Raw genomic sequence first — 23,731 nt, forward strand, 5'->3', positions numbered from 1 at the left:
TGTAATTCGAATACTAGATTACAACGAACAAGATGGTATGTCCATGATAATAATGCATAATATGTTTAATTATAAATATTTTGTAATTAATTTATCTCTCTTACTTAATTTATATCGACAAATAGACAGAAAAAATTTCAAAACAGGGGTATCATTCTTATGTTTCGTTACCTTATTATATAACAAATTTAAAACGATAAATGGAGGTAATGAAATATGTCAGATGTAACACCCAAACTAGGAATTAAAAAGCCACTCGGCAATGAGTATGTAACGAGACAATCTTTTAATGAAAATTGGGACACTGTAGATCAAAACGCAGCCTCACAAACGGAACTAGACACGCACAAGGCAAAACAAACCATGCATATTACGGAAGAGGAACGTACTACTTGAAATGAGAAAGAAACTTTGATTTTAGAGAAACTGTTACAAGTTTAGCTGTTGCCGATATGTATGCACACTATTTTCATCAAGATAAGATCAAAACGATCACTCCTTCATTTTCAATACCAAAGTCACTTGGAATTACAGTTACAAGCAAAGAAAAATTCCATCAATTCTTGTTACAAAATAGTCTAGCTTGGAAGTAATTTATTAAAAAATTTTCAAAATAATTTTGTTCAATTTTTTCACTTAAACAACTTTCAACATAATAAAGGGGCAATTACGCCCCCCCTATTTCCTCGTTTACAAATTAAACGCCTTACCGTCTAGCTTAGTAGGGTTGAACACAATCCCCAATATCGACAGTAGTATTAACACAGCGTCGGCAAACGCTACAATTTTCGTCTTCAACTATTCCGTAGTCTCATAACCGAAAAATAGCATTGCACCCATCTGCGCTACTAACAATATTTGTGAAATAATAGACATCCACAATGCATAGCTTCTGTACCTCGGTTTGTTTTGAAATTACTCAACTACGGAACCGTCTATATGATGAAGCTTAAGCCACCTTTTTAGGTAGTTTTTTTCTTTTGGCAACTAAAAAATATCCCATTAATTAAAGGGTGTTATAGGGAGTTCAGATTGCAAAGCTTGTTATAAATAAATGATATCTATTTTTTCACTTTAGATAATTTAGAAAGTAATATATTGCTATCACCTTGGGTGGTCATATTATCAACATACTCTCCATCATCACTTCCAAAAAAGATCAAAATCATCTCTCCGCTCGATAAATTTCTTTTGATTTTACCAACGCGAGTATAAAGAATATCACTTTCATATTCATCAGATTTTTTAATTTCTTCATGTTCTGCTTTCTCTTTTGCCGTAAAAAGATCATTTAATACAACTGTATCTTCTATTTTAAAGCACTTCATATATTTATAATCTTTATGCACAGAATGTCTTTCTGCCTCGTCATCCTCAAGTAAAATATTCCGATCTAATATATACTCATCCTTCGTATGATCCATTTCTACCGCTTTAAATTCAGATTGTAATACTTTTATTAGTCTCTTAAAGTCTAATCTTTTTGCATGACCCATCTAAATTTCCCCTTTCTAACTTCAAAGTGTACTAGTTTTGCAAATACGGAACAAAAAGCTAGGAAATTCGGAAACACATATTATTTGTAGTCCTTGTGAGCATATCATGTATATCTTTACCTTTATCATCGTAATACATAAACCTCAGTAGATAAAACTCTTTTAATCTTACTTTATTAAACATCAAAAAAACCTTGCATAGCAAGGGTTTCATCTATATTTGGCCGAGAGGGCTCGAACCTCCACGTGCGCACCTACTCCCCCCTCAAAATAATGGTAGCATACTGTTCTGTATTTATATGTTTGGTAGTACCCGTATTTCAAAGTTAGTAACGTTATATATATTGATGGGTTGCTAACAATTCGTTAGCAAATCCGTTAGCAAAAAAATAACAATGAAGTAATTGCTCTCGTTGGACCGCGGGGAGCTACTGCTTATATGGGTACGTATAAAAACATGTAATAAAGATATTTATTGAGGTTTTTTAACATTTAAACCTGTTCAATCTTCACATCTTGTGCAACTACTTTGATTCTAAATGTCTTTACTTCTGGCTTTGAATTAACTATTGCTACACAATCAAGCACCGCATGAAGCTCAAAAACATTTCCTTGAACATAGATTTCCTCATGAACCCATGAATTATGTTCTATTCCCTCAGGTAATTGAAAGTCTAACTCTCGAACTCCAGTAAAGGTAACCTTAATCACTCCTGCATGATGCATTGCGTGTTTGCAATCAAAAATCATTTTACATGAATCGTCTTGAGGTGTATCCACATGTAGGAGCTGTGCATCATGTAGTGATTTTTCATATAACTGTCTAATATTTTCTGAAAGATTATTTTTTATAGAATCATAATAATTTCTATATTGTTGTACTTTTTTCGCGTATTGCTGATGATAATCTTCCTCCCACATTTCAATCCTTTTTTTGAAATCTCTATCCGATAGCTTTAAGTTTAAATAGTTATCATCTTCAAAATGTAGTTCACCTTTTTCCGACCAAAAATCTCTTACAGTCATAATGCCTTTTTGATTCATTTTTTTAAAATTGTTGGATAATATACTGCCCTTCATACCATTTTATTACTTCGTTTTTCATCTTTTCCTCCTGTGATTTAAAATGCAAAGATTTATTGCCGAATAAGATTAAAAAATAAATCAAATTGAATGTTTTACAGATCTTTCGCCAACTCTATTTCAAGTTAATGATGCGTTGTTTACATCTGGTGAACAAGAAGTAGAATACAACGGCATACCAAAAGATACAATAGGAAAATATGTATCCACTTCACTTTATAATAAATATTTGACTGATAGTAATATAGACTATCACACTGCTATTAGTTGGGCATTTTAAAAGGTAAAATTAAAAATAAATTGAAAGAATAGAACATACTTATGCCGCCCCAGACTAGGAGCGGCATTATCTTTATTATTCGCTTACTTTATACTCTCTAACTTCAAACAACTCGATCATATCATGTACCACATAGTCTGTACGGCTGACATCATTACCTAAGTTGTAGTCCTTCTCGAACTGATAGAAAAGTGATGACTTACTTTCGTACCATGCCATGAACGTGCTTACTTCGCTCATACTTACATCGTACTCTTTCACTAATCCACTATTCAATATAATCGTTAAAATAGCACGGTTGCTATTGTCATTTGCTTGTGGTGTTGTGCTTGCTTGGTTAGAATAGCCACTTTCTCCGTTTTCATTTACCGCAGTTACCACGTAATAGTACGTTGTGCCGTTTGTAAGTGGACTATCTACATAAGATGCACCGTATACGTTTGTTGCTACAGATGTGTATGGACCACCAGAAGTAAGGGAACGGTAGACGTTGTATGTGTCTGCTTCTGTTACCTCATTCCAGTTTAGCATTACTTTAGCGTCACCAGCTGTTGCTGTCAGGTTTAGTGGTTTGGTAATTCCCATTGGAGTAGCACTAACTTCATTAGAATATTTACTAACGTAAGTTATATTACCATTAGTGTCGTGAGCAGTAATAGCAAATGAATAAACTTTTCCATTTGTTAAACCAGTATGAGTGTAAAATGTATCAGTTATATCTTTTGCAATTTTTTTATAAATTCCTGTATCGTTTTGTAAGTAAACAGAATAAGTATCAGCAGTTTCTATATCATCCCAGTAAAGTTGCACTTCCATATTGCCACTATTGGCGTATAAAATTGGTTTTGGTAATCCAGTATTAAATTTGTAGTTATTATATAGTTCAACCTCATACATTCTATTTACATACGTTAAAGCGTCAATCATACTGGGTTCAATATCAATAATATTAATTCCTTCACTTAATACTTTTTCATGTCCAAATTCGTAACTACTTCCAATAATAAAAAGTGAATTTGCTTCTATATTTCCTACCTTTATAGTAACTTGTTCAGTATATTTAGGTGAAAAACTACTAGCTCCATTCACATCTAGGTAAGTTGAAGCATTATCATCCATAAATTCATTTGTTTGTTTGTATAGATGACCTCCAGTAAAATAAACATCTTCACTTGCAAACGCACCTACAGGTACAACAGTAAACATCATTGCCATCATCAATAACAAACTAAATATCTTTTTCATCTTTCTACCACCTCGTTAGTATTTTATGTAATTCGAATACTAGATTACAACGAACAAGATGGTATGTCCATGATAATAATGCATAATATGTTTAATTATAAATATTTTGTAATTAATTTATCTCTCTTACTTAATTTATATCGAAAAATAGACAGAAAAAATTTCAAAACAGGGGTATCATTTTTATGTTTCGTTACCTTCTTATATAACAAATTTAAAACGATTAAATGGAGGTAATGAAATATGCCAGATGTAACATCGAAACTAGGAATCAAAAAGCCACTAGGCAATGAGTATGTAACAAGGCAATCTTTTAATGAGAACTGGGACACTGTAGATCAAAACGCAGCATCACAAACAGAACTCGACACACACAAAGCAGATCAAACCATGCATATTACGGAAGAAGAACGTACTACTTGGAATGAGAAAGAAACACCAACAGGGGCGCAGCAGAAAGCAGATACAGCGCTAACAGATGCCAAGGAGTACGCTAATATAGTAGAGACCAATGTGAAAAATTACGCGGATTCTGTTGGAGTGGATGCAAAAAATTATGCCGATTCAGCAGCAACGACAGCAGAAGCCAATGCAAAGACGGATAGTGTGAGTAAGGATGCGGTATACAATCAAAACAACCCCATTGATCCAAACACGACTGTATTCCCTTATATATTAACTAATCATATAAACGGACCGCAAGCAAACATCAATTGGTATATTCGAACGTATTTTAATGGTGCTTCTTCCAATAATAACAAAGCGCAAATAGCGATAAGATACCATGGAAGCGGTAATGAAATGTATATGAGGCACTACTATAACAACTGGACAAATTGGACGAAATTCCTTACCGAACAAGACACAGCCGCAAGTTTGTCCATAGAGGATATAAATAATAACTTCCAAGCTGGTCACATTGAAGGAGCGCTGAAAGAACTATATGAAAAATGGGGCGTGTGGTCTGGAGGAATTAATCCGAGGGATTTACTATGCTATGGCAAAAGGGCGTTTGTCGGATACAATGACACGGATGGGGATAGACTGGTTATTAATTTTTTAGATGATTTTTCTAACGGTGTTACAATTTTTGGAGGAGTAAATTTAAAAAAAGGTTTAACATGGAACGATGGAGCCGATAGCCTTGACGATTTAAAGACCTCTGTCAGTGATGGTAAAAGTAAAATCGCTACCGCCATTACTGACGCAGGAGGTACGGCAAGTGGTAGCGATACGTTTCAAGAGTTAGCGGATGCGATAACGAATGATTTGAGTAGTGGCGGTGTTATTGGCTTTGGGGACAGCTTCACTGATGAAGGCCTTGCTTTGATTAATGGTGATTTTGATTTTTTAAAAGAAAATATTTCTGATTTGGTTTTCAATTGTAATCTGAGTTACAACGGAGTTTACACCACACCTTTTTTCAACCTAAAAGAAAGTATGTATATGCTATTTATGTATCTTTCAACAGATGAAAAATTAAGCAAAAGCTTTGAATGTTTGAGTGAAGTTTTAGATGAGTCAGATAACTTAGTTCATAGTGATACTGGTGATTTTGACAATATTAGCAAAACTTTTAGTTTTTATCTCAATAAGAACTTACCAAGAGGGAAATATAAAATAAGAATAAAAGGAGATTCTACGCAAAACACTATAGCAAAGTTAGATTCATTTTATATAAGTCGAATTAGGGGCACGAGGGTTGTTCAAAAAGAAAAATTGATAGATTAGAAAAAGGAATGTCAAAAATGACATAACAAGAAAGTGTATTAGAAAAACTTGAGGTGATAAACAATTAAACCAATAAGCATACTAACACTTCAATTTTAAATACTTGCAGGGATATAGAAGATTAAGAAGGGGCGGTTACGCCCCTCCTTTTATCCCCTCGTTTACAAATTAAATCCCTTGCCGTCTAATGTAGTCAGATTGGCCATTATCCGCAATATCAATAGCAGTATTAACACAGCGTCCGCGCAAATGCTACTATGATAGTAATATAGACTATCACACGGCTATTAGTTGGGTTATTTTAAAAGGTAAAGGTAAAATTAAAAATAAATTGAAAAAATAAAACATACTTATGCCGCCCCGACTAGGAGCGGCATTATCTTTATTATTCGCTTACTTTATACTCTCTAACTTCGAACAACTCAATCATATCATGTACCACATAATCTGTACGGCTGACATCGCTGCCTAAGTTGTAGTCCTTCTCGAACTTGTAAAATAGAGAAGATTTACTTTCGTACCATGCCATGAACGTGTTTACTTCGTTCATACTTACATCGTACTCTTTCAACAATCCACTATTTAGTATAATCGTTAAAATAGCACGGTTGCTATTGTCATTTGCTTGTGGTGTTGCACTTGCTTCGTTGGAATATGCGCTTTCACCATCTTCATTCACTGCCGTCACCACGTAATAGTACGTAGTACCGTTCGTAAGGGGACTATCTACATAAGATGTACCGTATACGTTTGTTGCTACAGATGTGTATGAACCACCAGAAGTAAGGGAACGGTAGACGTTGTATGTGTCTGCGTCTGTTACCTCGTTCCAATTTAGTGTGACTTTAGCGTCACCAGCTGTTGCTGTCAGGTTTAATGGTGTGGCTACGTTACTTTCTGGGGTGTAGATTTCAACTGTTGATAATATATTTTCGGTAGCTCCACCTATTGCATAAATCTTTCCGTTCAAAATTATACTGGCTAAGAATTTCCTTTTAGTTAGCATATCTGCTTTTGCTTGCCATGTATTTGTAATAGGATCGTACATCTCCACTGTTGATAAAACACCATTTACATCATTAATACCACCAATGGCATAAATTTTTTCATTAAGGACTGCTGTACTTAATCCAGCTCTAATAGTTGACATGCTTGACTTTGTTTCCCAAGTATCTGTAATCGGATTGTACATCTCGACTGTTGATAAAACACTGTTATCATTTGCGCCACCAATGGCATAAATTTTTTGGTCAACAACTGCTAGATCTAACTGTCCTCTTGTTGTGGGCATATTAGCTTTTGTTAACCAGCTATCTGTAGTAGGATCATACATCTCCACTGTTGATATGCGATCATTATCAGAGTCAAATCCACCAACTACATATATTTTTCCATCTACAACTGCGGTACCGAATTGCGTTCTTTCAGTAGGCATACTAGCTTTTGTCAACCAGCTATTTGTAGCAGGATCATACATTTCTACTGTTGATAAGCGATAATTGTCAAAATTATTTCCACCAATGGCATAAATTTTTTCATCTACAACTGCGATACCTAAATCGCTTCTTTCAGTAGGCATACTCATTTTGGTTGTCCATGCATTTGTATTAGGATCATACATTTCTACTGTTGAAAGAAAACTTCTAACATCATCTCCACCAATTACATATATCTTACCATCTACTTCTGCTACACCATGACCTTTTTTTCCCTCAAGCATCGGTGTACCCATCTCCCAAGTACCACCGCTATCAGCAGAAAACGCTGCAACAGGAACAATTGTAAACACCATCGTCATCATCAATAACAAACTAAATAACTTTTTCATCTTTCTACCACCTAATTAGTATTTTATGTAATTCGAATACTAGATTACAACGAAGAAAATGGTATGTCCATGATAATAATGCATAATATGTTTAATTATAAATATATTGTAATTAATTTATCTCTCTTACTTAATTTATATCGACAAATAGACAGAAAAAATTTTAAAACAGGGGTATCATTTTTATGTTTCGTTACCTTCTTATATAACAAATTTAAAACGATTAAATGGAGGTAATGAAATATGCCAGATGTAACACCCAAACTAGAAATAAAAAAACCACTCGGCAATGAGTATGTGACGAGACAATCTTTTAATGAAAATTGGGACACTGTGGATCAAAACGCAGCATCGCAAACGGAACTCGACACACACAAAGCAGATCAAACCATGCATATTACGGAAGAAGAACGTACTATTTGGAGTGAAAAGGAAACTCCAACAGGGGCGCAGGAAAAGGCCAATGTGGTGAGGGACTCATCTGTGAACAAATATTCCGCATACATTCCTGAAAGTCACATTGATCCAAATACAACACCTTATCCTTACACCGCTACGCAACATCCTAATTGTCCAAACGACACTGATCTATGGCACTTACGTACTTACTACCATCAAGGACTAGATTCAGATAAAGTGCAAACAGCACAAAATGCAATAAATAATGAAATGTATATACGTTATAACCATGGGACATGGTCTAGTTGGGTGAAGATGTTGACTGAAAATGATGTCATTCAACCTACGGCAGAGAATACATCGATAGAGGATAGTGGTGATAAGTTCGCAGCTACGGACGTTGAGGGCGCACTATCAGAACTTTTTACAAATGTCAGTGATGGGAAAACAACGCTTGCCGCTGCTATTACTGACATGGGACAAAGTGCACTAGGTAACATGACTTTCGCACAACTAGCGGTAAAGGTTAAGGATATATCTAAAAATGCTAGTTCTACACCCTCCGATGTATTAACGGGAAGAACTGCTTATGCGGGAGGAACTAAAATTACTGGGACTATGTCCAACAACGGCACGAAGATTATCACGCCAAGTACGACAAATCAAACTATCGCAAAAGGCTACCATAACGGACAGGGTTATGTTGTCGGTGATCCTGATTTAAAAAGTGAGAACATTAAGAGTGGTACAACAATTTTTGGTGTTGGTGGAAAATACAATCCTACATTCAAATGGGATAGAGGGAAGTTTGAAAGTGTGTATAACCAAACCTTGACTATTGATGCCCCTAAAGACTGCAGTAGAATATTATTTGTACTCATTTATGAAGATGATGGACTTAGGTATGGTTCTTCATATATAAGTATTTATAATTTTGATGGATCAAGATTCTACAAAGAGAATACTACATATGATGAAAAGGCATCACTTACATTGAATGATAAATCATTCACGTATAAAAGATGGGTTAATTCGCATATACCCTCATACGATGAAGATTATATAATCGGTTATTATTGAAATATTTGCACTAATTTACTAATTATATGTATCAATAGGGGCAATTACGCCCCTCCCTTTTACTTCCTCGTCTACAAATTAAATCCCTTGCCGTCTAGTTTAGTTGAATTGGACAAAATCCCCAATTAACGATAGTATTATTAACAAAGCTTCCGCAAACGCCACAATTTCCGTCTGCAACTGTTCCGTAATCTCGTAACCGAAAAATAGCATTGCCCCCAACTGAGCCACTAGCAATATTTGAAAAAATAATTGACATCTATAATGCATAGTTTCTGTACCTCGTTTTGTTCATCATCTTATACACTCTCCTTTAATTTTGTAATTAATGCAGCTACTTCTTCACGAGTAATGGGCTGATTAGGCTTAAACGAGTCATCTGGATATCCTGTCATAATCCCCATTTTTGAAACTTTTTCGATTGCTTCATAACTCCATCTTTCCTTGCTAACGTCTTTAAATCTCTTATCCTGTTTCAACTTTGCTAATACATCTTTCTTAAAACTGATCTCGGCTGAACAACGTATGATGAGGGCAGTTTTTACCGTAGACAATCGCATGCGGTTGTAATTGGCTGGCACTGGTGAAACCATGTTGATTCATAATCTGTGCAACGACCTCAACTGCATTGTCATATGTTGCTTTATCAAGCGGTTCTCCAGACATGAATTCTATTTATTTCCATTAACTATTCTTATCTACGGTGACATGCCAGCTCACTATGCGGCTTGTTGTAGTCATATACTTTCCATGCATCTCATCTCTTACACCATCGTTCCAATTATCGGTAGTGTGAATTAAAAAGCCTTGCAACCGTTCTTCTGATTCTCTGCATATATCAGCAATTTTTTGCCGGTATAACTCTCCACGGTGCGTACACATCTTCAATATCCAGGTAAAATAGGCAAACAAAAAGGACCGCAAAGGGTCCATGCAATTTAAAATAATGTAGTTGTCTAGTTTAAGAACTTAGGCACTTGGGCTTGGGTAATTAAATGAGGACAATCTATTAATCTATTACAGTTCGTTCATGCAGCTTACTTCCAGTGCCTTGTGAGCATATCATTTATATTTTGTCTGTCTTCATCGTAATATGTGAATCTTGGTGGATAAACTTCATGCATCCCTTCCTTAAGTTCATGGTATGCAATATAAGTTTCCGTTGAAGGAATATCAATTACCAAAGTTTCATTTCCATTCTCATAGTTCACTTCTATTGTATCAATATGAATGTCTGGGTTATACCCAGCAGTTACGATATACCAACCTTTATTAGTTTCTACATAACTATACGTACTGTTTTTATTCCCATTTGTAGTAACATTAAATTTCAGTTTATCATTTCTCCCTTTCTCTAAATGCCCAAAACCAAAAAATGATTCATTTGCTTGAGTAAAACTGTAAGAAACAATCAAACTCGTAGTACCGTCTATTTTGGAAACTTTGATTATGTCTGGTATAATACTATCTTCTTCCCCACGATTCAACCATACTTCTAAAGAGTTCTGGATGTCTTCGATATTGTTATTTATCTTGTAAGGGGCATAATATTTACTATCTACATAACCGTAACCTATTGCAAAGACAATAAAAATAAATACGATAATTAAAATCGCTCCATATGTTTTATTCAACTTCGAAACCCCCTTGGTAACGTCAATAATTTAGTGTAATTGGAAATTCTTTTTCATGCCGTAATACATAAACCTCGGTGGATAAATTCATCCAACCCTACTTTATTAGACATCAAAAAAAGCCTTGCTATGCAAGGCTTTCAGCTATATGCGGTCGAGAGGACTCGAACCTCCACGGGCGTACGCCCACTACCCCCTCAAGGTAGCGTGTCTGCCATTCCACCACGACCGCGCAAATGGTGAGCCATGGAGGACTCGAACCTCCGACACCCTGATTAAAAGTCAGGTGCTCTACCAACTGAGCTAATGGCTCTTAAACAAAAAAAATAAAAGAATACATTCATTTATTCTTCATTTCATCATTCATATATATGGTATATGAAAAGGTATAAAATGACCCGTACGGGATTCGAACCCGTGTTACCGCCGTGAAAGGGCGGTGTCTTAACCGCTTGACCAACGGGCCACGTTGTTTTAGCGACAAGTGTTATTATATCTAATAACAATCAAGTTGTCTAGAGTTAATTTTATTTTTTTTAAAAATAAAAAACGGGATAGCAATTGCTGCTATCCCATCCCCTATAATGTACCATTATCTTTTCGAAACATACTATTCTACAGTGGTTTCCACGATGACTTTTTCAGCTACACCGATTGGTGGCAAACTCTTCTTTACTCCCATCCCGTAAAAAGCATGCACCATATCTCCTTCTTTCAAATCATCCATCGTTAGCTTAGTTTGATCTGCTGCGTTGATGACTTCCGTATCTTTCGAAATGACTAACTTTATTTCATCATAGCTGTTTGCGCCCAGTTTTTCCTTTTACAACAATCTGTACTACTTCTTCATCACTTTCGTCTATTTCTGTAATTTCACCTGCTGTTCCAATATACGCTTGTTCCGATGTTTCCTTTACGACAATTTTATTTACGACTGTTTGTGCTGGAATGCTTTTTGTCATAGCTAGACTATGTTCCACATCCAAGTTCATGCCTAGTTGTAAATCATCTATCTCTAATGGGTTACCTTCTTCAGTGATTATTTCTGTATCCTCTGTTACTATTAACACGGTTCCATATTGAAATCCATTGATATGAACTTTTGTGACTTCTTTATCTTGAACGATATTGGTAATATCCCCTGATTTTTCTACCCATTCCATATCATCTTCCACTTCTTCATGAAGCTCAACGAAGATTTTTTCAGCTACACCAATCGGTGGTAAACTTTCTTTCACTCCTATACCGTAAAAAGCGTACACCGTAACTCCTTTTTGTAAATCTTGTACTGTTAGTTCTTTTTGATCTGCTGCATTGATGATTTCCGTATCTTCTGTAACATCTAACTTCACTTCGTCATAACTGTTTTCACCTATTTTTTGTCCATCTATAACAATCTGTACTTCTGCTTCATCACTTTCGTTTACTGCTGTAATCTCACCTGCTGTTCCAATGTATGCTTGTTCTGGGGTTTCTTTCACCACAACTTTATTTGCTACTGTTTGTGGGGGAATACTCATCGTCGTCGCTAAACTATGCTCCGCTTGTAATGCCATTCCTAGTTCTAAATCATCTATCGTTAAAACATCTCCCGCTTCAGAAACGATTTCCGTCTCTTCCGTTACAATCAACACCGTACCATACTGGAAACCATTGATGTGAATCTGGGTTACATCATTCACTTCTACGATATTGGTAATCGTGCCCGATTTGTTTACCCACTGTGCCATATCCTCAATAGAGATCGTACCATTATCTTTTGTTGTCACATTAGCTTGTAATGCTTGACTTAAAAAGGAAACCGGTACAAATGTAGTTCCCTCTGTTAAAGCTACTATAGACTCTAACGTCATGTTTTCTCCATTTACTACGTAGGCATCTTCATTAATCGTTAGTGTGGTCATCATAGCATCTTTCACCACATCCATAGACATTGTATCTGGGTACCATGTAATTTCGTATCCCAATGCTTCCACTACATGTCTTAGTGGAATCATGACGACATCTTCATCGGTAACATACGGTAAATCACTTCCTAGTTCCATCTCCGCACCGTTAATTTCTATTTTCATGTCATCTTCTGCCAACCATAATGTAATGGGTTCCTCAGTGAGACTATTTTCGTTCGTTTTCTCTAGTTGATCTAATTGTATGGGTAATATTTTAAATTCATGATCGTCAGCATATGCGTTTGATCCTACCACTAACATCATACCCGCAACCGATATTCCTATTAATTTTCTAACCTTCATATCAAGCATCTCCCTTTACCTATCTTTATTTGTGTGCTTGTAACTAGTTACACCTACTTAACGGGATGCATAATGAAAAGGTTGCTAATTATTTTCTGTTTGTTCATTTTTATCCTAGTATGAGCGTGTAGTAGGATGGTATACAAAAAATAACAAAAAAACCGCAGCAGCGGTTTGGTTTAATAAATTATTTATTTACATAAGGGTAATAAAAAATATAGCATGTGCCATACTATATTACCGGTCATTGACTATTTACAATGTGACGTTTTAAATTTAAATGAAATGAATTAAAAAACATCCAATATACCATATGGCGGAGAGAGAGGGATTCGAACCCTCGCGGCTGTTACACCCTAACGCTTTAGCAAAGCGCCCCCTTCGGCCTCTTGGGTATCTCTCCAAAAAAATGGCTCCTCGAACAGGACTCGAACCTGTGACAACTCGGTTAACAGCCGAGTGCTCTACCAACTGAGCTATCGAGGAATAACATATACTAATTTAACATACTTAATTATTTTATGTCAAGCTACGATTAAGTTGCTTGAACAAGTTCCTTCAACTTATAAGATCGAGAAATGATGTAAGAAAAGTTTACGCCTCAGTTATCAAATGAAAGTGTTTGGAGCGTTAACTTTCCTCCGCACTTTGCACATCTATATTTTTGCAAGTCTATTCTGCGTTTTCGCAATCCTTTTTGTCCGCACTGTGTACACCTAATTTCATATTTGTATAAGGGCTTGTCTTCTTTTATCGGTTTACAATAGCGGGCCCCTCCCACTTGCTGCAATAAATCTTTAAAGTCTTTATCTCGATGTCGGTACCCTTTTTTCCTCAAGTGCAAATGATAATGACAAAGCTCGTGTTTGATTACGGCTTCAACTTCTTCTCTGCTAAACGTATCATAATATTTTTTACTAATTTCAATATTGTGTGTAGTGAGGAAATACCTCCCGCCAGTTGTTCGCAGCCGTGAATTAAATGTAGCTTGGTGGAGAAATGGTGTATGAAAATATTGCATCGATATATGTTCAACCCAACGCTGTAGCTGCATATTGTCCATCGTGTTAATTCAAACTCCTTTCTACCACATATGCATGCTTGAATTTAACCATAACCTTGCGTTACACTGTAAGCAGTAATCGTGACGAGGGGGAAACAAACGATATGAAAGAAATGAAATATGTGATTCTAAAAGATGATCTTAACATACAATTTGTAGAGATGCCTTATCATTATGCTTATCAATTGAGCGCATTACATCAACGTCTGCATAAAGAAATTAGCAAGTTAACGGTAGCAACAAAGCCATCACTTGCTTATGTTGTTGCAGAATGTGAAAAGTTAGAACGTATTGATCCAAACGCGTCCATGATGAGTGGACTTGATTATATTAATATGATCGAAAAACGCTTCAGTGAAGTAAACGAAACGTCTTATCCTATCATTTCACTGCTGACGGAAATTCGTGCGTTACAGGCGCAGTTAGAACAGTGGTACGAAGAAGAATACGAGTAGAAAATGAAACTTAAAACAATGAAATAAGCACCATTGCCCTATATTCTGCCATACAATGAGATAGAACTACAGAGCAGAAAGGGGCCCGTTTATTTATGCCCATATGGCTGCGAAAACAGTTGATGCGTGCCTATTACACAAAAAACCTACAACATATTAAATTGTTGAATGATTGTTGGTATTTTTACCGTAAATCCAATCCACTTCAAGCGAAAAGCAAAAAATAAGTATCCCCCACTACCATTTGGCTGTAAGTATCCTGCACATGGTGCTGCTTACACCTTCATGATAGTGTGGGTTTTTTTATTATGAGGAGGATGGCTTTTTCATCGTTAATCCGACTCTACCCTTGTTCTCATCTATTTGTAGTACCCATACGGTCACGACATCCCCTACAGCAACAACGTCACTTGGATGCTTGACAAAACGGTCACTCATTTGAGAAATGTGGACGAGACCATCATTTTTCAATCCAATGTCTACAAATGCACCAAAGTCAATGACATTGCGTACGGTACCTTTGAGTTCCATTCCTTCCGTTAAGTCAGACAGTTTGAGTACGTCTTGTTTGAACAATGGTTTCGGTAATTCATCGCGTGGATCTCTGCCAGGTTTTTGTAAGCTGGAGATCATATCTCGCAATGTAGGTACCCCAATATCAATGAGCTGTGCAATGTCTGTAAGTTGAACTTCAGAAAGTGCTTCTTTCATTCCATCTGTGCCTATCATGTCATACGTCACATCAAGATGGTCAAATAAACGATCTACTGCAGCGTAAGACTCCGGATGAATGGGCGTTTGATCTAACGCATTACTACCATCTGGTATACGTAAAAATCCTGCGCATTGTTCATACGTTTTCGCGCCTAGTCTAGGTACTTTTTTCAGTTGCTTTCGATCGGTAAATTTTCCATGCTCATCCCGATAGTTTACGATGTTTTTCGAAAGCACGGCATTAATGCCTGCAACGTAAGACAATAAAGATGCAGATGCAGTGTTGACATCTACACCAACATGGTTCACCGCAGATTCAACGACGTTACCTAAACTTTCTGTCAAATACTTTTGACTTACATCATGTTGGTATTGACCGACCCCAATAGATTTCGGATCAATCTTCACTAATTCCGCTAACGGATCTTGCACTCTTCGTGCAATGGAAACCGCACTTCGCTCTGCCACATCTAATGATGGGAATTCATCCTTTGCCAATTTCGATGCAGAATACACACTTGCTCCCGCTTCGTTCACAATTAAATATTGCAGTGGCTTGTCTCTTTTTGCAATGAAGGAAGCGACAAATTGCTCCGTTTCACGGGAAGCTGTACCATTGCCAATCACAATGGAGTCCACATGATGTTTTTCTATTAAGCGATGACAAACTTCCTCTGCTTCGGCTGTCTTCATATGTGGTGCTGTTGGATAGATGACGGATACATCCAGCAATTTCCCTGTTTCGTCTACCACGCACAGTTTACACCCTGTTCTAAAAGCGGGGTCCATCCCTAATATCGTCTTGCCTCTAATTGGCGGTTGCAGCAATAAATTTTTGAGATTATCTGCAAACACATGTACCGCCTGTTGTTCTGCCTTCTCGGTAAGCTCTCCTCGCACTTCCCTTTCAATAGAAGGTGCAATGAGACGAGTATACGCATCCGCTATCGTTTCTTGTAACAACGACTTCACAACGGAGTGCTTTACGAAATCTCTTTCCATTTTTGCTATGATTTTCGCTTCTGGTGTAGAAATTTTCACTTTCAGCATCTCTTCTTTTTCCCCACGATTGATCGCGAGGATACGATGGGAAGGAAGTTTACGAATCGGCTCTTCGTATTCGTAATACATCTCATACACCGATTCTTGCTCTTTCTGTTTCGCAGCGGTGTGTATGACCCCTTCTTTCAACGTGATCGACCTAATCCACCCTCTGAGCTGTGCATCGTCCGCTATGTTTTCAGCTATGATGTCCTTTGCTCCTTGAATCGCTTCTTCGACGGTGTTTACTTCTTTTTCCGCATGGACGTATGTCGCTGCTTCTGCTTCTACGTCCCCTTGTGCAGGCTGCGCCATGATCCACTGTGCTAACGGCTCTAATCCTCGTTCTTTCGCTTTGCTAGCGCGTGTTTTACGCTTTTGTTTGTACGGTCGGTATAAGTCTTCGATTTGTTGTAATTTACTTGCTTGTACAATCTGTTCACGAAGTTCATCCGTTAGTTTTCCTTGTTCCTCAATTAATCGGAGCACTTCGTTCTTTCTATCTTGCATTTGACGAAGGTAACGCAGTCGCTCCTCTATCGTTCTAATCTGTGTCTCGTCTAGTTCGCCTGTCATTTCTTTTCGATATCTAGCTATGAAAGGAACGGTATTCCCTTCATCCAACAATTGTATCGTCACGTTGATGCGTGTCGCTGGAATGTTTAGCTCTTGTGCCATTTGCTTCATCATTTGCTCTGCATGCTGCTGTTCATCCAACGCTTGCTGTGTTTGTGTTGCAACAGCACCTTGTTCTTCCACTTTCATCCCTACACTTCCTCCTAAACACGAAATAGTTCTCTGACTTCATCCTCATTCATTTTCGAAATGAAGTTCTCTCCTGGTTTGATCACCGCATCGATTAATTCTTTCTTCTTTTGCTGCAACTCGTAAATTTTCTCCTCAATCGTGCCTTTGGTAATGAGTTTATACACTTGCACTTCTTTCGTTTGGCCTAAGCGATAGGCGCGATCCGTCGCTTGATCCTCTACTGCTGGATTCCACCATGGATCATAGTGAATGACCACGTCAGCACCCGTTAAGTTCAGTCCCGTGCCACCAGCTTTTAACGAGATTAAGAATATATCTTTCTCCCCACCATTAAATGCTTGTACCATGTTCATTCTCTGTTCCGCTTTCGTTCTTCCATCTAAATAAAAATAGTCCAAGTCATGATATTGAAGTGACTTCTGAATCAAAGAAAGCATACTCGTATACTGAGAAAAAATTAATATTCGATGTCCACCACTTACGGCATCTTTCACCATTTCTTTCAATACTTCTAATTTTCCGCTCTCCCCATTATAGTTATCGATAAAAATAGATGGATGACAGCAAATTTGACGTAAGCGAGTGAGTAGCGCTAAGATTTTAATTTGACTTTGCTCAAAGCCATTTTCTCCGATTTCTGTCTCTAATTGCTGCTGCGCCTGCAATAAAAAGGCGTTGTATACTTTCGCTTGTTCACTGGACATCTCGTTGACAACTTTACTTTCCATTTTATCTGGCAGTTCTTTCAGGACATGCTTTTTCATCCGTCGCAGTATAAAAGGTTTAATCATTCTGGACAATTCACGCAGTACTTTAGCATCTTCTTTTTTCGCAATAGGTGCTTCATATTGCCGTACAAATTGATGATGTGACAATAAATATCCGGGCATTAAGAAATCAAAAATCGACCATAGTTCCGTTAGCGCATTTTCCACCGGTGTTCCCGTTAGCGCAAAAAATCCGCGTGCCTCAATATCTTTTACAGACTTCGCACTGATCGTATTCGGGTTCTTAATATGTTGCGCTTCGTCTAAGATGCAGTATTGAAACGAAATGCCGCGATAGTAGTCCATGTCTCGTTTCAGCATGCCGTAGGACGTAATGACGATATCGATGTGGTTTAAATCTTGCAATTTTGCAATTCTTTCGTTTTGCTGCCCGTTCACGATGACAACGTTTAATGTGGGTGCAAATTTATGTACTTCTTCACGCCAATTATATAAAAGGGAAGTCGGCACCACAACGAGTGACGGTTGATGATTTCCCTGCTGCTTTTCTGATAGGAGAAAGGTAATGACTTGCAGTGTTTTCCCAAGCCCCATATCATCGGCCAAAATTCCACCTAATCCGTAATGCGCAAGTGACTTCATCCATTTAAAGCCGACTTTTTGATAATGGCGTAGTTCACCTTGAATGCCTTCTGGTAGAGCAAAGTCCAGATCTTGTGGTTCTCTAATATCTTGCACCATCTGTTTGAAGGCGCTGTTTCTCTCGATGTGAAATTGGTCATGTTCACGCGTCAAACTGTCGATATACAACGCACGATTTTTCGATAAGGTGATATGATCCATTTCCATCTCCTTTGCCGACAAATGCAAGTTATCTACCAAGTCGCCGATGACGTGCAGTTCATCCGATTCCAGCGGTATAAAGGCACCACTTTTTAAACGATGATACTTCTTCTTCAAACGGTAAGAAGACAGTAAATCTTGCAGTTCTTTTTTATCGATGTCATCTAAATGAATAGAGAGCTCTAACATATCGCTCTTTTCGTTTAAACGGATACCAGCCGAAATACCAACAGACTGCCTTATTTTAATTTGCTTAAAAGCATCAGAGTAGTACACTTCCGCCTGCTGATGAAGGGATGGCAAACCAAGCTGTAAAAATCGGAAAATCTCCTCTTCACCTGAGAGAATAAATTGTTGCTTGTTTTGTTCAAAGTAATGGTATTGAAAAATAGCGAGCAGTTCATTTTCTTCCTGTACTTTTCGCAGTAATAGACGGCCTTCGTCCCCACCGGCGTACGTATCTAATATCGGGTTAATGATCGTATTGCCATAATGGAACTCCATTACTGCAGAAATCGCATCATGGCTTTCTTTATCAAAGTATATTTTAGTTTGCAAAGGCTCTCTGTAGAAGCGATCACTTAATGTCTCATCCACTTCCAGCGTGGAGATTTTCTCTAATTCCGGCACAACGGTTGAAAAAAAGGACGATGCTTCACTGTCTGGTATCGTAATTTCACTTTGATGATGCTGCTGAAAAGCATTGATTACCGGTTTAATGTTTTCAGAGAAAAGCTCATCCACTTCGTAAACAAACCCATCATGATACAGGTAGTGACAGGCATGATGCAATGGAACAAAGTCCATACTTTCCTGCAATAAGTCGAGTTTGAAACCGCCCTCCATTTGCTGTACACCAAGTTGAATCGGCGGTCTGCCTTGTTTGACAGTGACATGTTCTACTTTTTGTTTTTCATAGCGACTATTTTCGAGACTAAAAGAAAAAGGGTGCTTGCCCATGATATTAAAAAACGTAGATAACGTCGTATCGGTTAATTTAAATTTTCGTCCTTCACATAATTTCGATGGATTGTAATAGCCATGATTCCATCGCTCAAGCTGCTTTTCGTCTTTATAGGTCGTCAGCATGAAGGACAGTAATTGCTTCGAGACGGGGGAAAAGATCATTTCTTGTGGTCTTAGCGTGAATTGCTTTCCGTATTTAATTTCACCACCGTGCAGCATGGTGTTCAAAAATTTATTCACGTCTTTTAAAATGTAAGTACGATCAATGCCGATGACAAACTCTAACCATGCCATCTCAAATCCAGCAACGGTACTACTACATAATGTAGGTATTAAATTAACATTTGTTTGGTGTTCTGGGATGAGAGACTCACTTCTTTTATGTTGGAAAAATTGAATCAGCTCTTGCGCACCTCTGGAAAGCTGATTGATCTGTCCTTTTGTCATCAGCTTATGCCAATCTGTCTGTATGGCTTTCATGACTGCAACAACATGTTTACAAGCGCTGTAATAATTGTAGTATGCGGGACAGTCGCATTCGTAGTCGCCTATTTCATTGTCTTCACTGAGTTCCACTCGGACGGCATAGCGTTTACTTCCTAGCACAGCAGCTTCAAAGCTACGATCATGTGGATCGTAATCTACGACGCTCACTTTTCCATCTCGATAATAATCGCATCCACGAATATAGACGCTAGTCGATGTTTCATTTTTTATCATCAAATCTGTCAGCACAGTATGTATCCCCTTTACTGTCTTGCTTACGTATACCCATTTCCAATGTGAATATGTTTCGTGTCATTCGTGTTGCGTTCATGTTGAGTGTGAATAAATCAGTAACATAAAATGACGAGAAGATATACGCTCCTCGCCATTTCATTTATTTTAAAAGTCGATCAGTCCTACACTTATCTGCAATGCTTCGTTCACTTTAATCATCGTATCTTCATCTAAGTGTGTAATTTTGTCTGTCAGCCTTTGTTTATCAATCGTTCTTATTTGTTCCAATAAAATGACTGAATCACGGTCAAAGCCGTGTGCTTCTGCATCAATTTCCACGTGAGTTGGTAATTTCGCTTTCTGGATTTGTGCTGTAATGGCCGCAACAATGACTGTTGGGCTAAACCGATTACCGATATCATTTTGTATGACTAATACGGGTCGCACTCCACCTTGTTCAGAGCCAACTACAGGAGACAAATCCGCGAAAAAGACATCTCCTCTTTTTACAATCAATTGCTACACCCCGCTTACTAAGCGGTCTAACGTACCGTCCGCATCTTCCTCCGCATGAAAAGCTTCCGAAGCCATGTTCAAGTTAATTTTGGCCATTTCCAAGTAACCTCTCTGCATCGTTTCACGAAGGACTCTCTTTTTCTTTTCTTTCAAATACACTTTCATTGCTTGGCGGATAAATTCACTCCGATTCGAATTTTCTTTTTGAACAATTCCATCTACTTCCTGCAAAAGATATTCAGGCAAACTAATCATGATCCGCTTCGTATTTCTGGTATTTGCCACCGATTTCGCACCCCCAAAGCATTAAAAACCAATAGTACCATTATACCGTAAAGCAGACACTTTTATACAAGATAATATATGAATATTATATATAATAGTGTATACTTTCAACCTTTGTTACGTTCATTTCTGCTTATACCTATTCGCCAAAAAGATAAAAATTCCTCTTTTTTTGCTTTATTTTTGTACAACTTTTTGGAGTAATGAATTCGATGCACTTAAGACCTCATCATTACGCACATAAATTCGCGGTACACGACTGGATATCATACAAGGAATTTCGTAATTAATCGTACCGAGCAAGTCAGCCCATTCTTCTGCTGCAATACGCTGTCCTTGCTGTTCTCCAATCAATACCACTTCTTCCCCAGTATCCACGCCATCGATACCTGTCACATTCACCATGCATTGATCCATACAAATGCGACCGACCACAGGCACTCGCTTTCCTTTGACCAATACGTGTACTTTGTGTGTAAGCATACGAGTAAAACCATCAGCATACCCGATAGGGATGGTTGCGATTTGCTCTTCTCCCTTGGTTCTGTATGTCACACCGTAGCTAACCCCATAATCTGGTGGCAACATTTTATTCATGATGACATTTGTTTTAATGCTCATGACAGGTTGAAGCAGTACCCTTTGCTTTTCCACTTCTTCAGAAGGATACAACCCATAAAGACTAATGCCAATGCGCACCATATTATAAGAAAGTCCAGGTGTATCAATCGCAGCAGGACTATTTCCCGTATGCACATATTTAAATGTGATTCCCATGTCTTGCAATCTATCTACTACTAGGTTAAATCTATCATATTGCCAATACGTATACTGCTTATCTGCTTCATCTGCAGCAGCAAAGTGAGTAAAAAGTCCTTCTATTTCTAGGTGCGGCATGTGAAGCGCCACTTCAATGAAAGGGATCGCGTCTTCTGCATTTACACCTAGCCGACCCATGCCTGTTTCGAGCTTCATATGCACTTTTAGCTTTTTTGAAAAAGACATGTCTGCAATTTCATCTAGCATACGTTGATCATAGATCGTCACTGTGATGTCATGTAGACTAGCGAGATGCATATGCTCTGGTGAGGTGTATCCCATTACGAGAATAGGAACATGAATGCCAGCAAAGCGAAGTTCAAGCGCTTCATCCAACATCGCTACTGCAAGATAAGGAACACCAAGTCTTTCTAGTTCTCGTCCAATCTCCACTGCACCGTGACCATATGCATCGGCTTTCAACACTGCCATGATGTTCATTTTTTTTGTGAGATAAGATTGAAAAGCTTCATAGTTATGTTGAAGTGCATCTAAAGAAACTTCCACACGTGTAGGACGATAGTAGTTCACACTGTTCACCTTCTCAAAGTCGCGGGGAACCAATAGAAGGTAGATTCCACCCCATATTTATTTGATACTATTATGTTAAAACTTGATTCCCCTACTGTCAAGTAAACACTGTGAACCACATTATGGATATGTTTAATTTATTTTATTTTCCGATTTGACCTTGCACAGACTTGGCAATAGCAATCATTTCATCTAGCGGTAAGTCCGCAGTCATCAAACGGAATTCGACACCTTCGTTATACCAATGCATCATCTTCATTTCATCTCCTGTCAAGACTGCAAATGTATAGCCAAGGTCTACCAGATCGCCTTGCATGCTATTGGCATGGACAGCTTGATCTCTCGGTGTAGACTGTACGATCGTATATTGATAATCTCCAGCGTAATGAATAAGTACCGCATCATCATCGCCGAGTTGCATATCGCTTATGCCTTGTTGTACAACACCCTCAGGTGTATATGCTGGAATGATCACACCGGACAATTGTTGTAATTGTTCTTCTTCCTCCATCCCTTCCACTGTTTCATCGGTCATGATAGAAGACATTTGGGATTCTAAGTTCCAGCTCGTCATATTGCGTTCCATATCAAAATCGTCGGCTTCAAAAGTAGAATCAAACTCGAAGCTCTGGAATTGCATCGTGACGATTTCTTTGTCTTGCGCGTCCATGACTCTCACTTGTTTCGGTTCATACTGTTTAGTAAACGTAATTTCTTGTCTGACCATCATACTATTTCTGTAATTCGCTTTGACATCAAAAACAAGGTCATCATTATTAGTTGCAAATTTGCGTTCTTCATCTTCCGTAACGCTAGACACTAACGTCTGAAATAAATATATTTGACCGTTTTTGTTCGGCCAATCGCTTTGGAATCGGAAACTTTTTTTCAAATGAGGGGTGAGTACGAACACACCTTCATCATTGCGTAATACAATCTGGCTAATATTTTTTTCTGCATTCGTTAGCTCAATACGATAGTAGTTAGGCTTTTTATACCATACTTCTACGTTGTATTCTTGCGTGTTTTCTCCTGTTTGCAGCGCCATTACGCCATTGCCTTTGTAACTATTTAGATTTTCTACTCTGTCTTCTAAATCTCCGATCACATCATTCGCAGATTTGCTTCCACATGCTGTAATCACTAATGCTACAGCTATCACCAGCATAGATAACTTCCACATTCTGTGCACTATTCATCATCCCCTCTGACATTTGTCTAACTGATACATGTCTATGAGGCAGGAGGCTCGTT

The 23,731-nt window shown here is 37.8% G+C and carries 22 protein-coding genes and 5 tRNA genes; 5 read left to right on the top strand and 22 right to left on the bottom strand.

All coding sequences use genetic code 11. From position 1 onward, the window contains the following. Nucleotides 1–216: 216 nt before the first annotated feature. The gene (locus tag D1Z92_RS10880; protein ID WP_128895708.1) at nucleotides 217–396 is read left to right on the top strand and encodes a hypothetical protein; all 180 of its coding nucleotides are present in this window, start codon (nucleotides 217–219) and stop codon (nucleotides 394–396) included. 665 nt (nucleotides 397–1,061) lie between these two features. On the opposite strand, the gene D1Z92_RS10885 is transcribed toward D1Z92_RS10880, so the two are convergent. From D1Z92_RS10885 to D1Z92_RS10895, 3 genes are all read right to left on the bottom strand, one after another. Continuing rightward, complete coding sequence (locus D1Z92_RS10885; RefSeq protein WP_128895709.1) at nucleotides 1,062–1,496, bottom strand: hypothetical protein; 435 nt, start codon at nucleotides 1,494–1,496, stop codon at nucleotides 1,062–1,064. Between the two features lie 492 nt (nucleotides 1,497–1,988). Next, a complete protein-coding gene (locus tag D1Z92_RS10890; RefSeq protein WP_164931573.1) occupies nucleotides 1,989–2,522 on the bottom strand; it encodes a DUF4085 family protein in 534 nt (177 codons plus the stop codon). Nucleotides 2,523–2,934: 412 nt separating this feature from the next. Further along, on the bottom strand, nucleotides 2,935–4,104 hold the full coding sequence (locus tag D1Z92_RS10895; protein ID WP_128895711.1) for a fibronectin type III domain-containing protein: 1,170 nt from the start codon (nucleotides 4,102–4,104) through the stop codon (nucleotides 2,935–2,937). Nucleotides 4,105–4,347: 243 nt separating this feature from the next. Between D1Z92_RS10895 and D1Z92_RS10900 the strand changes: the two genes are divergently transcribed. Continuing rightward, the gene (locus D1Z92_RS10900; protein WP_128895712.1) at nucleotides 4,348–5,835 is read left to right on the top strand and encodes a pyocin knob domain-containing protein; all 1,488 of its coding nucleotides are present in this window, start codon (nucleotides 4,348–4,350) and stop codon (nucleotides 5,833–5,835) included. Between the two features lie 385 nt (nucleotides 5,836–6,220). Here D1Z92_RS10900 and D1Z92_RS10905 read toward each other — a convergent pair whose 3' ends face one another. Then, nucleotides 6,221–7,663, bottom strand: a complete 1,443-nt coding sequence (locus D1Z92_RS10905) for a Kelch repeat-containing protein (protein WP_128895713.1) — start codon at nucleotides 7,661–7,663, stop codon at nucleotides 6,221–6,223. 243 nt (nucleotides 7,664–7,906) lie between these two features. Here D1Z92_RS10905 and D1Z92_RS10910 point away from each other — a divergent pair, with 243 nt between their 5' ends. Then, nucleotides 7,907–9,142 (top strand): pyocin knob domain-containing protein, encoded by a 1,236-nt coding sequence (locus D1Z92_RS10910; RefSeq protein ID WP_128895714.1) that lies wholly within the window; start codon nucleotides 7,907–7,909, stop codon nucleotides 9,140–9,142. Between the two features lie 99 nt (nucleotides 9,143–9,241). Here D1Z92_RS10910 and D1Z92_RS17325 read toward each other — a convergent pair whose 3' ends face one another. The 12 genes from D1Z92_RS17325 to D1Z92_RS10955 all read right to left on the bottom strand — a co-directional run bounded on the left by D1Z92_RS17325 (nucleotide 9,242) and on the right by D1Z92_RS10955 (nucleotide 14,091). Further along, on the bottom strand, nucleotides 9,242–9,412 hold the full coding sequence (locus D1Z92_RS17325; RefSeq protein ID WP_164931574.1) for a hypothetical protein: 171 nt from the start codon (nucleotides 9,410–9,412) through the stop codon (nucleotides 9,242–9,244). Between the two features lie 29 nt (nucleotides 9,413–9,441). Next, the gene (locus tag D1Z92_RS17495; RefSeq protein ID WP_206099746.1) at nucleotides 9,442–9,621 is read right to left on the bottom strand and encodes an S-layer homology domain-containing protein; all 180 of its coding nucleotides are present in this window, start codon (nucleotides 9,619–9,621) and stop codon (nucleotides 9,442–9,444) included. Nucleotides 9,622–9,640: 19 nt separating this feature from the next. Further along, nucleotides 9,641–9,808 (bottom strand): hypothetical protein, encoded by a 168-nt coding sequence (locus D1Z92_RS17605; protein ID WP_240666679.1) that lies wholly within the window; start codon nucleotides 9,806–9,808, stop codon nucleotides 9,641–9,643. Between the two features lie 18 nt (nucleotides 9,809–9,826). Next, nucleotides 9,827–10,024, bottom strand: a complete 198-nt coding sequence (locus D1Z92_RS17610; protein WP_240666681.1) for a hypothetical protein — start codon at nucleotides 10,022–10,024, stop codon at nucleotides 9,827–9,829. A gap of 155 nt (nucleotides 10,025–10,179) precedes the next feature. Further along, entirely contained in the window at nucleotides 10,180–10,776 is a 597-nt protein-coding gene (locus D1Z92_RS10920; RefSeq protein ID WP_128895715.1) for a hypothetical protein, read from the bottom strand. 149 nt (nucleotides 10,777–10,925) lie between these two features. Continuing rightward, nucleotides 10,926–11,008 (bottom strand) — tRNA-Leu (locus D1Z92_RS10925). 5 nt (nucleotides 11,009–11,013) lie between these two features. Continuing rightward, nucleotides 11,014–11,089, bottom strand: a tRNA-Lys gene (locus tag D1Z92_RS10930). 81 nt (nucleotides 11,090–11,170) lie between these two features. Continuing rightward, nucleotides 11,171–11,242, bottom strand: a tRNA-Glu gene (locus tag D1Z92_RS10935). A 328-nt stretch (nucleotides 11,243–11,570) separates the two neighbouring features. Beyond that, a complete protein-coding gene (locus D1Z92_RS10940; protein WP_164931575.1) occupies nucleotides 11,571–13,028 on the bottom strand; it encodes a copper amine oxidase N-terminal domain-containing protein in 1,458 nt (485 codons plus the stop codon). Between the two features lie 314 nt (nucleotides 13,029–13,342). Beyond that, nucleotides 13,343–13,431 (bottom strand) — tRNA-Ser (locus D1Z92_RS10945). A 7-nt stretch (nucleotides 13,432–13,438) separates the two neighbouring features. Then, nucleotides 13,439–13,514 (bottom strand) — tRNA-Asn (locus D1Z92_RS10950). Between the two features lie 115 nt (nucleotides 13,515–13,629). Continuing rightward, the gene (locus D1Z92_RS10955; protein WP_128895717.1) at nucleotides 13,630–14,091 is read right to left on the bottom strand and encodes a SprT family protein; all 462 of its coding nucleotides are present in this window, start codon (nucleotides 14,089–14,091) and stop codon (nucleotides 13,630–13,632) included. Between the two features lie 104 nt (nucleotides 14,092–14,195). Between D1Z92_RS10955 and D1Z92_RS10960 the strand changes: the two genes are divergently transcribed. After that, complete coding sequence (locus D1Z92_RS10960) at nucleotides 14,196–14,546, top strand: hydrolase/acyltransferase (protein WP_128895718.1); 351 nt, start codon at nucleotides 14,196–14,198, stop codon at nucleotides 14,544–14,546. Nucleotides 14,547–14,641: 95 nt separating this feature from the next. Beyond that, on the top strand, nucleotides 14,642–14,773 hold the full coding sequence (gene cmpA, locus D1Z92_RS10965) for a cortex morphogenetic protein CmpA (protein ID WP_128895719.1): 132 nt from the start codon (nucleotides 14,642–14,644) through the stop codon (nucleotides 14,771–14,773). 79 nt (nucleotides 14,774–14,852) lie between these two features. Here cmpA and D1Z92_RS10970 read toward each other — a convergent pair whose 3' ends face one another. From D1Z92_RS10970 to D1Z92_RS10995, 6 genes are all read right to left on the bottom strand, one after another. After that, nucleotides 14,853–17,066, bottom strand: a complete 2,214-nt coding sequence (locus tag D1Z92_RS10970; RefSeq protein ID WP_128895720.1) for a Tex family protein — start codon at nucleotides 17,064–17,066, stop codon at nucleotides 14,853–14,855. Nucleotides 17,067–17,080: 14 nt separating this feature from the next. Next, a complete protein-coding gene (locus tag D1Z92_RS10975) occupies nucleotides 17,081–20,341 on the bottom strand; it encodes a DEAD/DEAH box helicase (RefSeq protein ID WP_128895721.1) in 3,261 nt (1,086 codons plus the stop codon). Nucleotides 20,342–20,491: 150 nt separating this feature from the next. Beyond that, nucleotides 20,492–20,842 (bottom strand): type II toxin-antitoxin system PemK/MazF family toxin, encoded by a 351-nt coding sequence (locus D1Z92_RS10980; RefSeq protein ID WP_128895722.1) that lies wholly within the window; start codon nucleotides 20,840–20,842, stop codon nucleotides 20,492–20,494. Nucleotides 20,843–20,845: 3 nt separating this feature from the next. Then, nucleotides 20,846–21,127 carry a CopG family ribbon-helix-helix protein gene (locus tag D1Z92_RS10985; protein ID WP_128895723.1) on the bottom strand — a complete coding sequence of 94 codons (282 nt, stop codon included), beginning with the start codon at nucleotides 21,125–21,127 and terminating at the stop codon, nucleotides 20,846–20,848. A 177-nt stretch (nucleotides 21,128–21,304) separates the two neighbouring features. After that, nucleotides 21,305–22,477 (bottom strand): alanine racemase, encoded by a 1,173-nt coding sequence (gene alr / locus D1Z92_RS10990; RefSeq protein WP_240666683.1) that lies wholly within the window; start codon nucleotides 22,475–22,477, stop codon nucleotides 21,305–21,307. A gap of 142 nt (nucleotides 22,478–22,619) precedes the next feature. Continuing rightward, nucleotides 22,620–23,660, bottom strand: coding sequence for an outer membrane lipoprotein-sorting protein (locus D1Z92_RS10995; protein ID WP_128895781.1), 1,041 nt, complete (start codon nucleotides 23,658–23,660; stop codon nucleotides 22,620–22,622). Nucleotides 23,661–23,731: the final 71 nt, after the last annotated feature.

Source organism: Longirhabdus pacifica (assembly GCF_004115085.1).
Taxonomy (GTDB): domain Bacteria; phylum Bacillota; class Bacilli; order Paenibacillales; family DSM-105158; genus Longirhabdus; species Longirhabdus pacifica.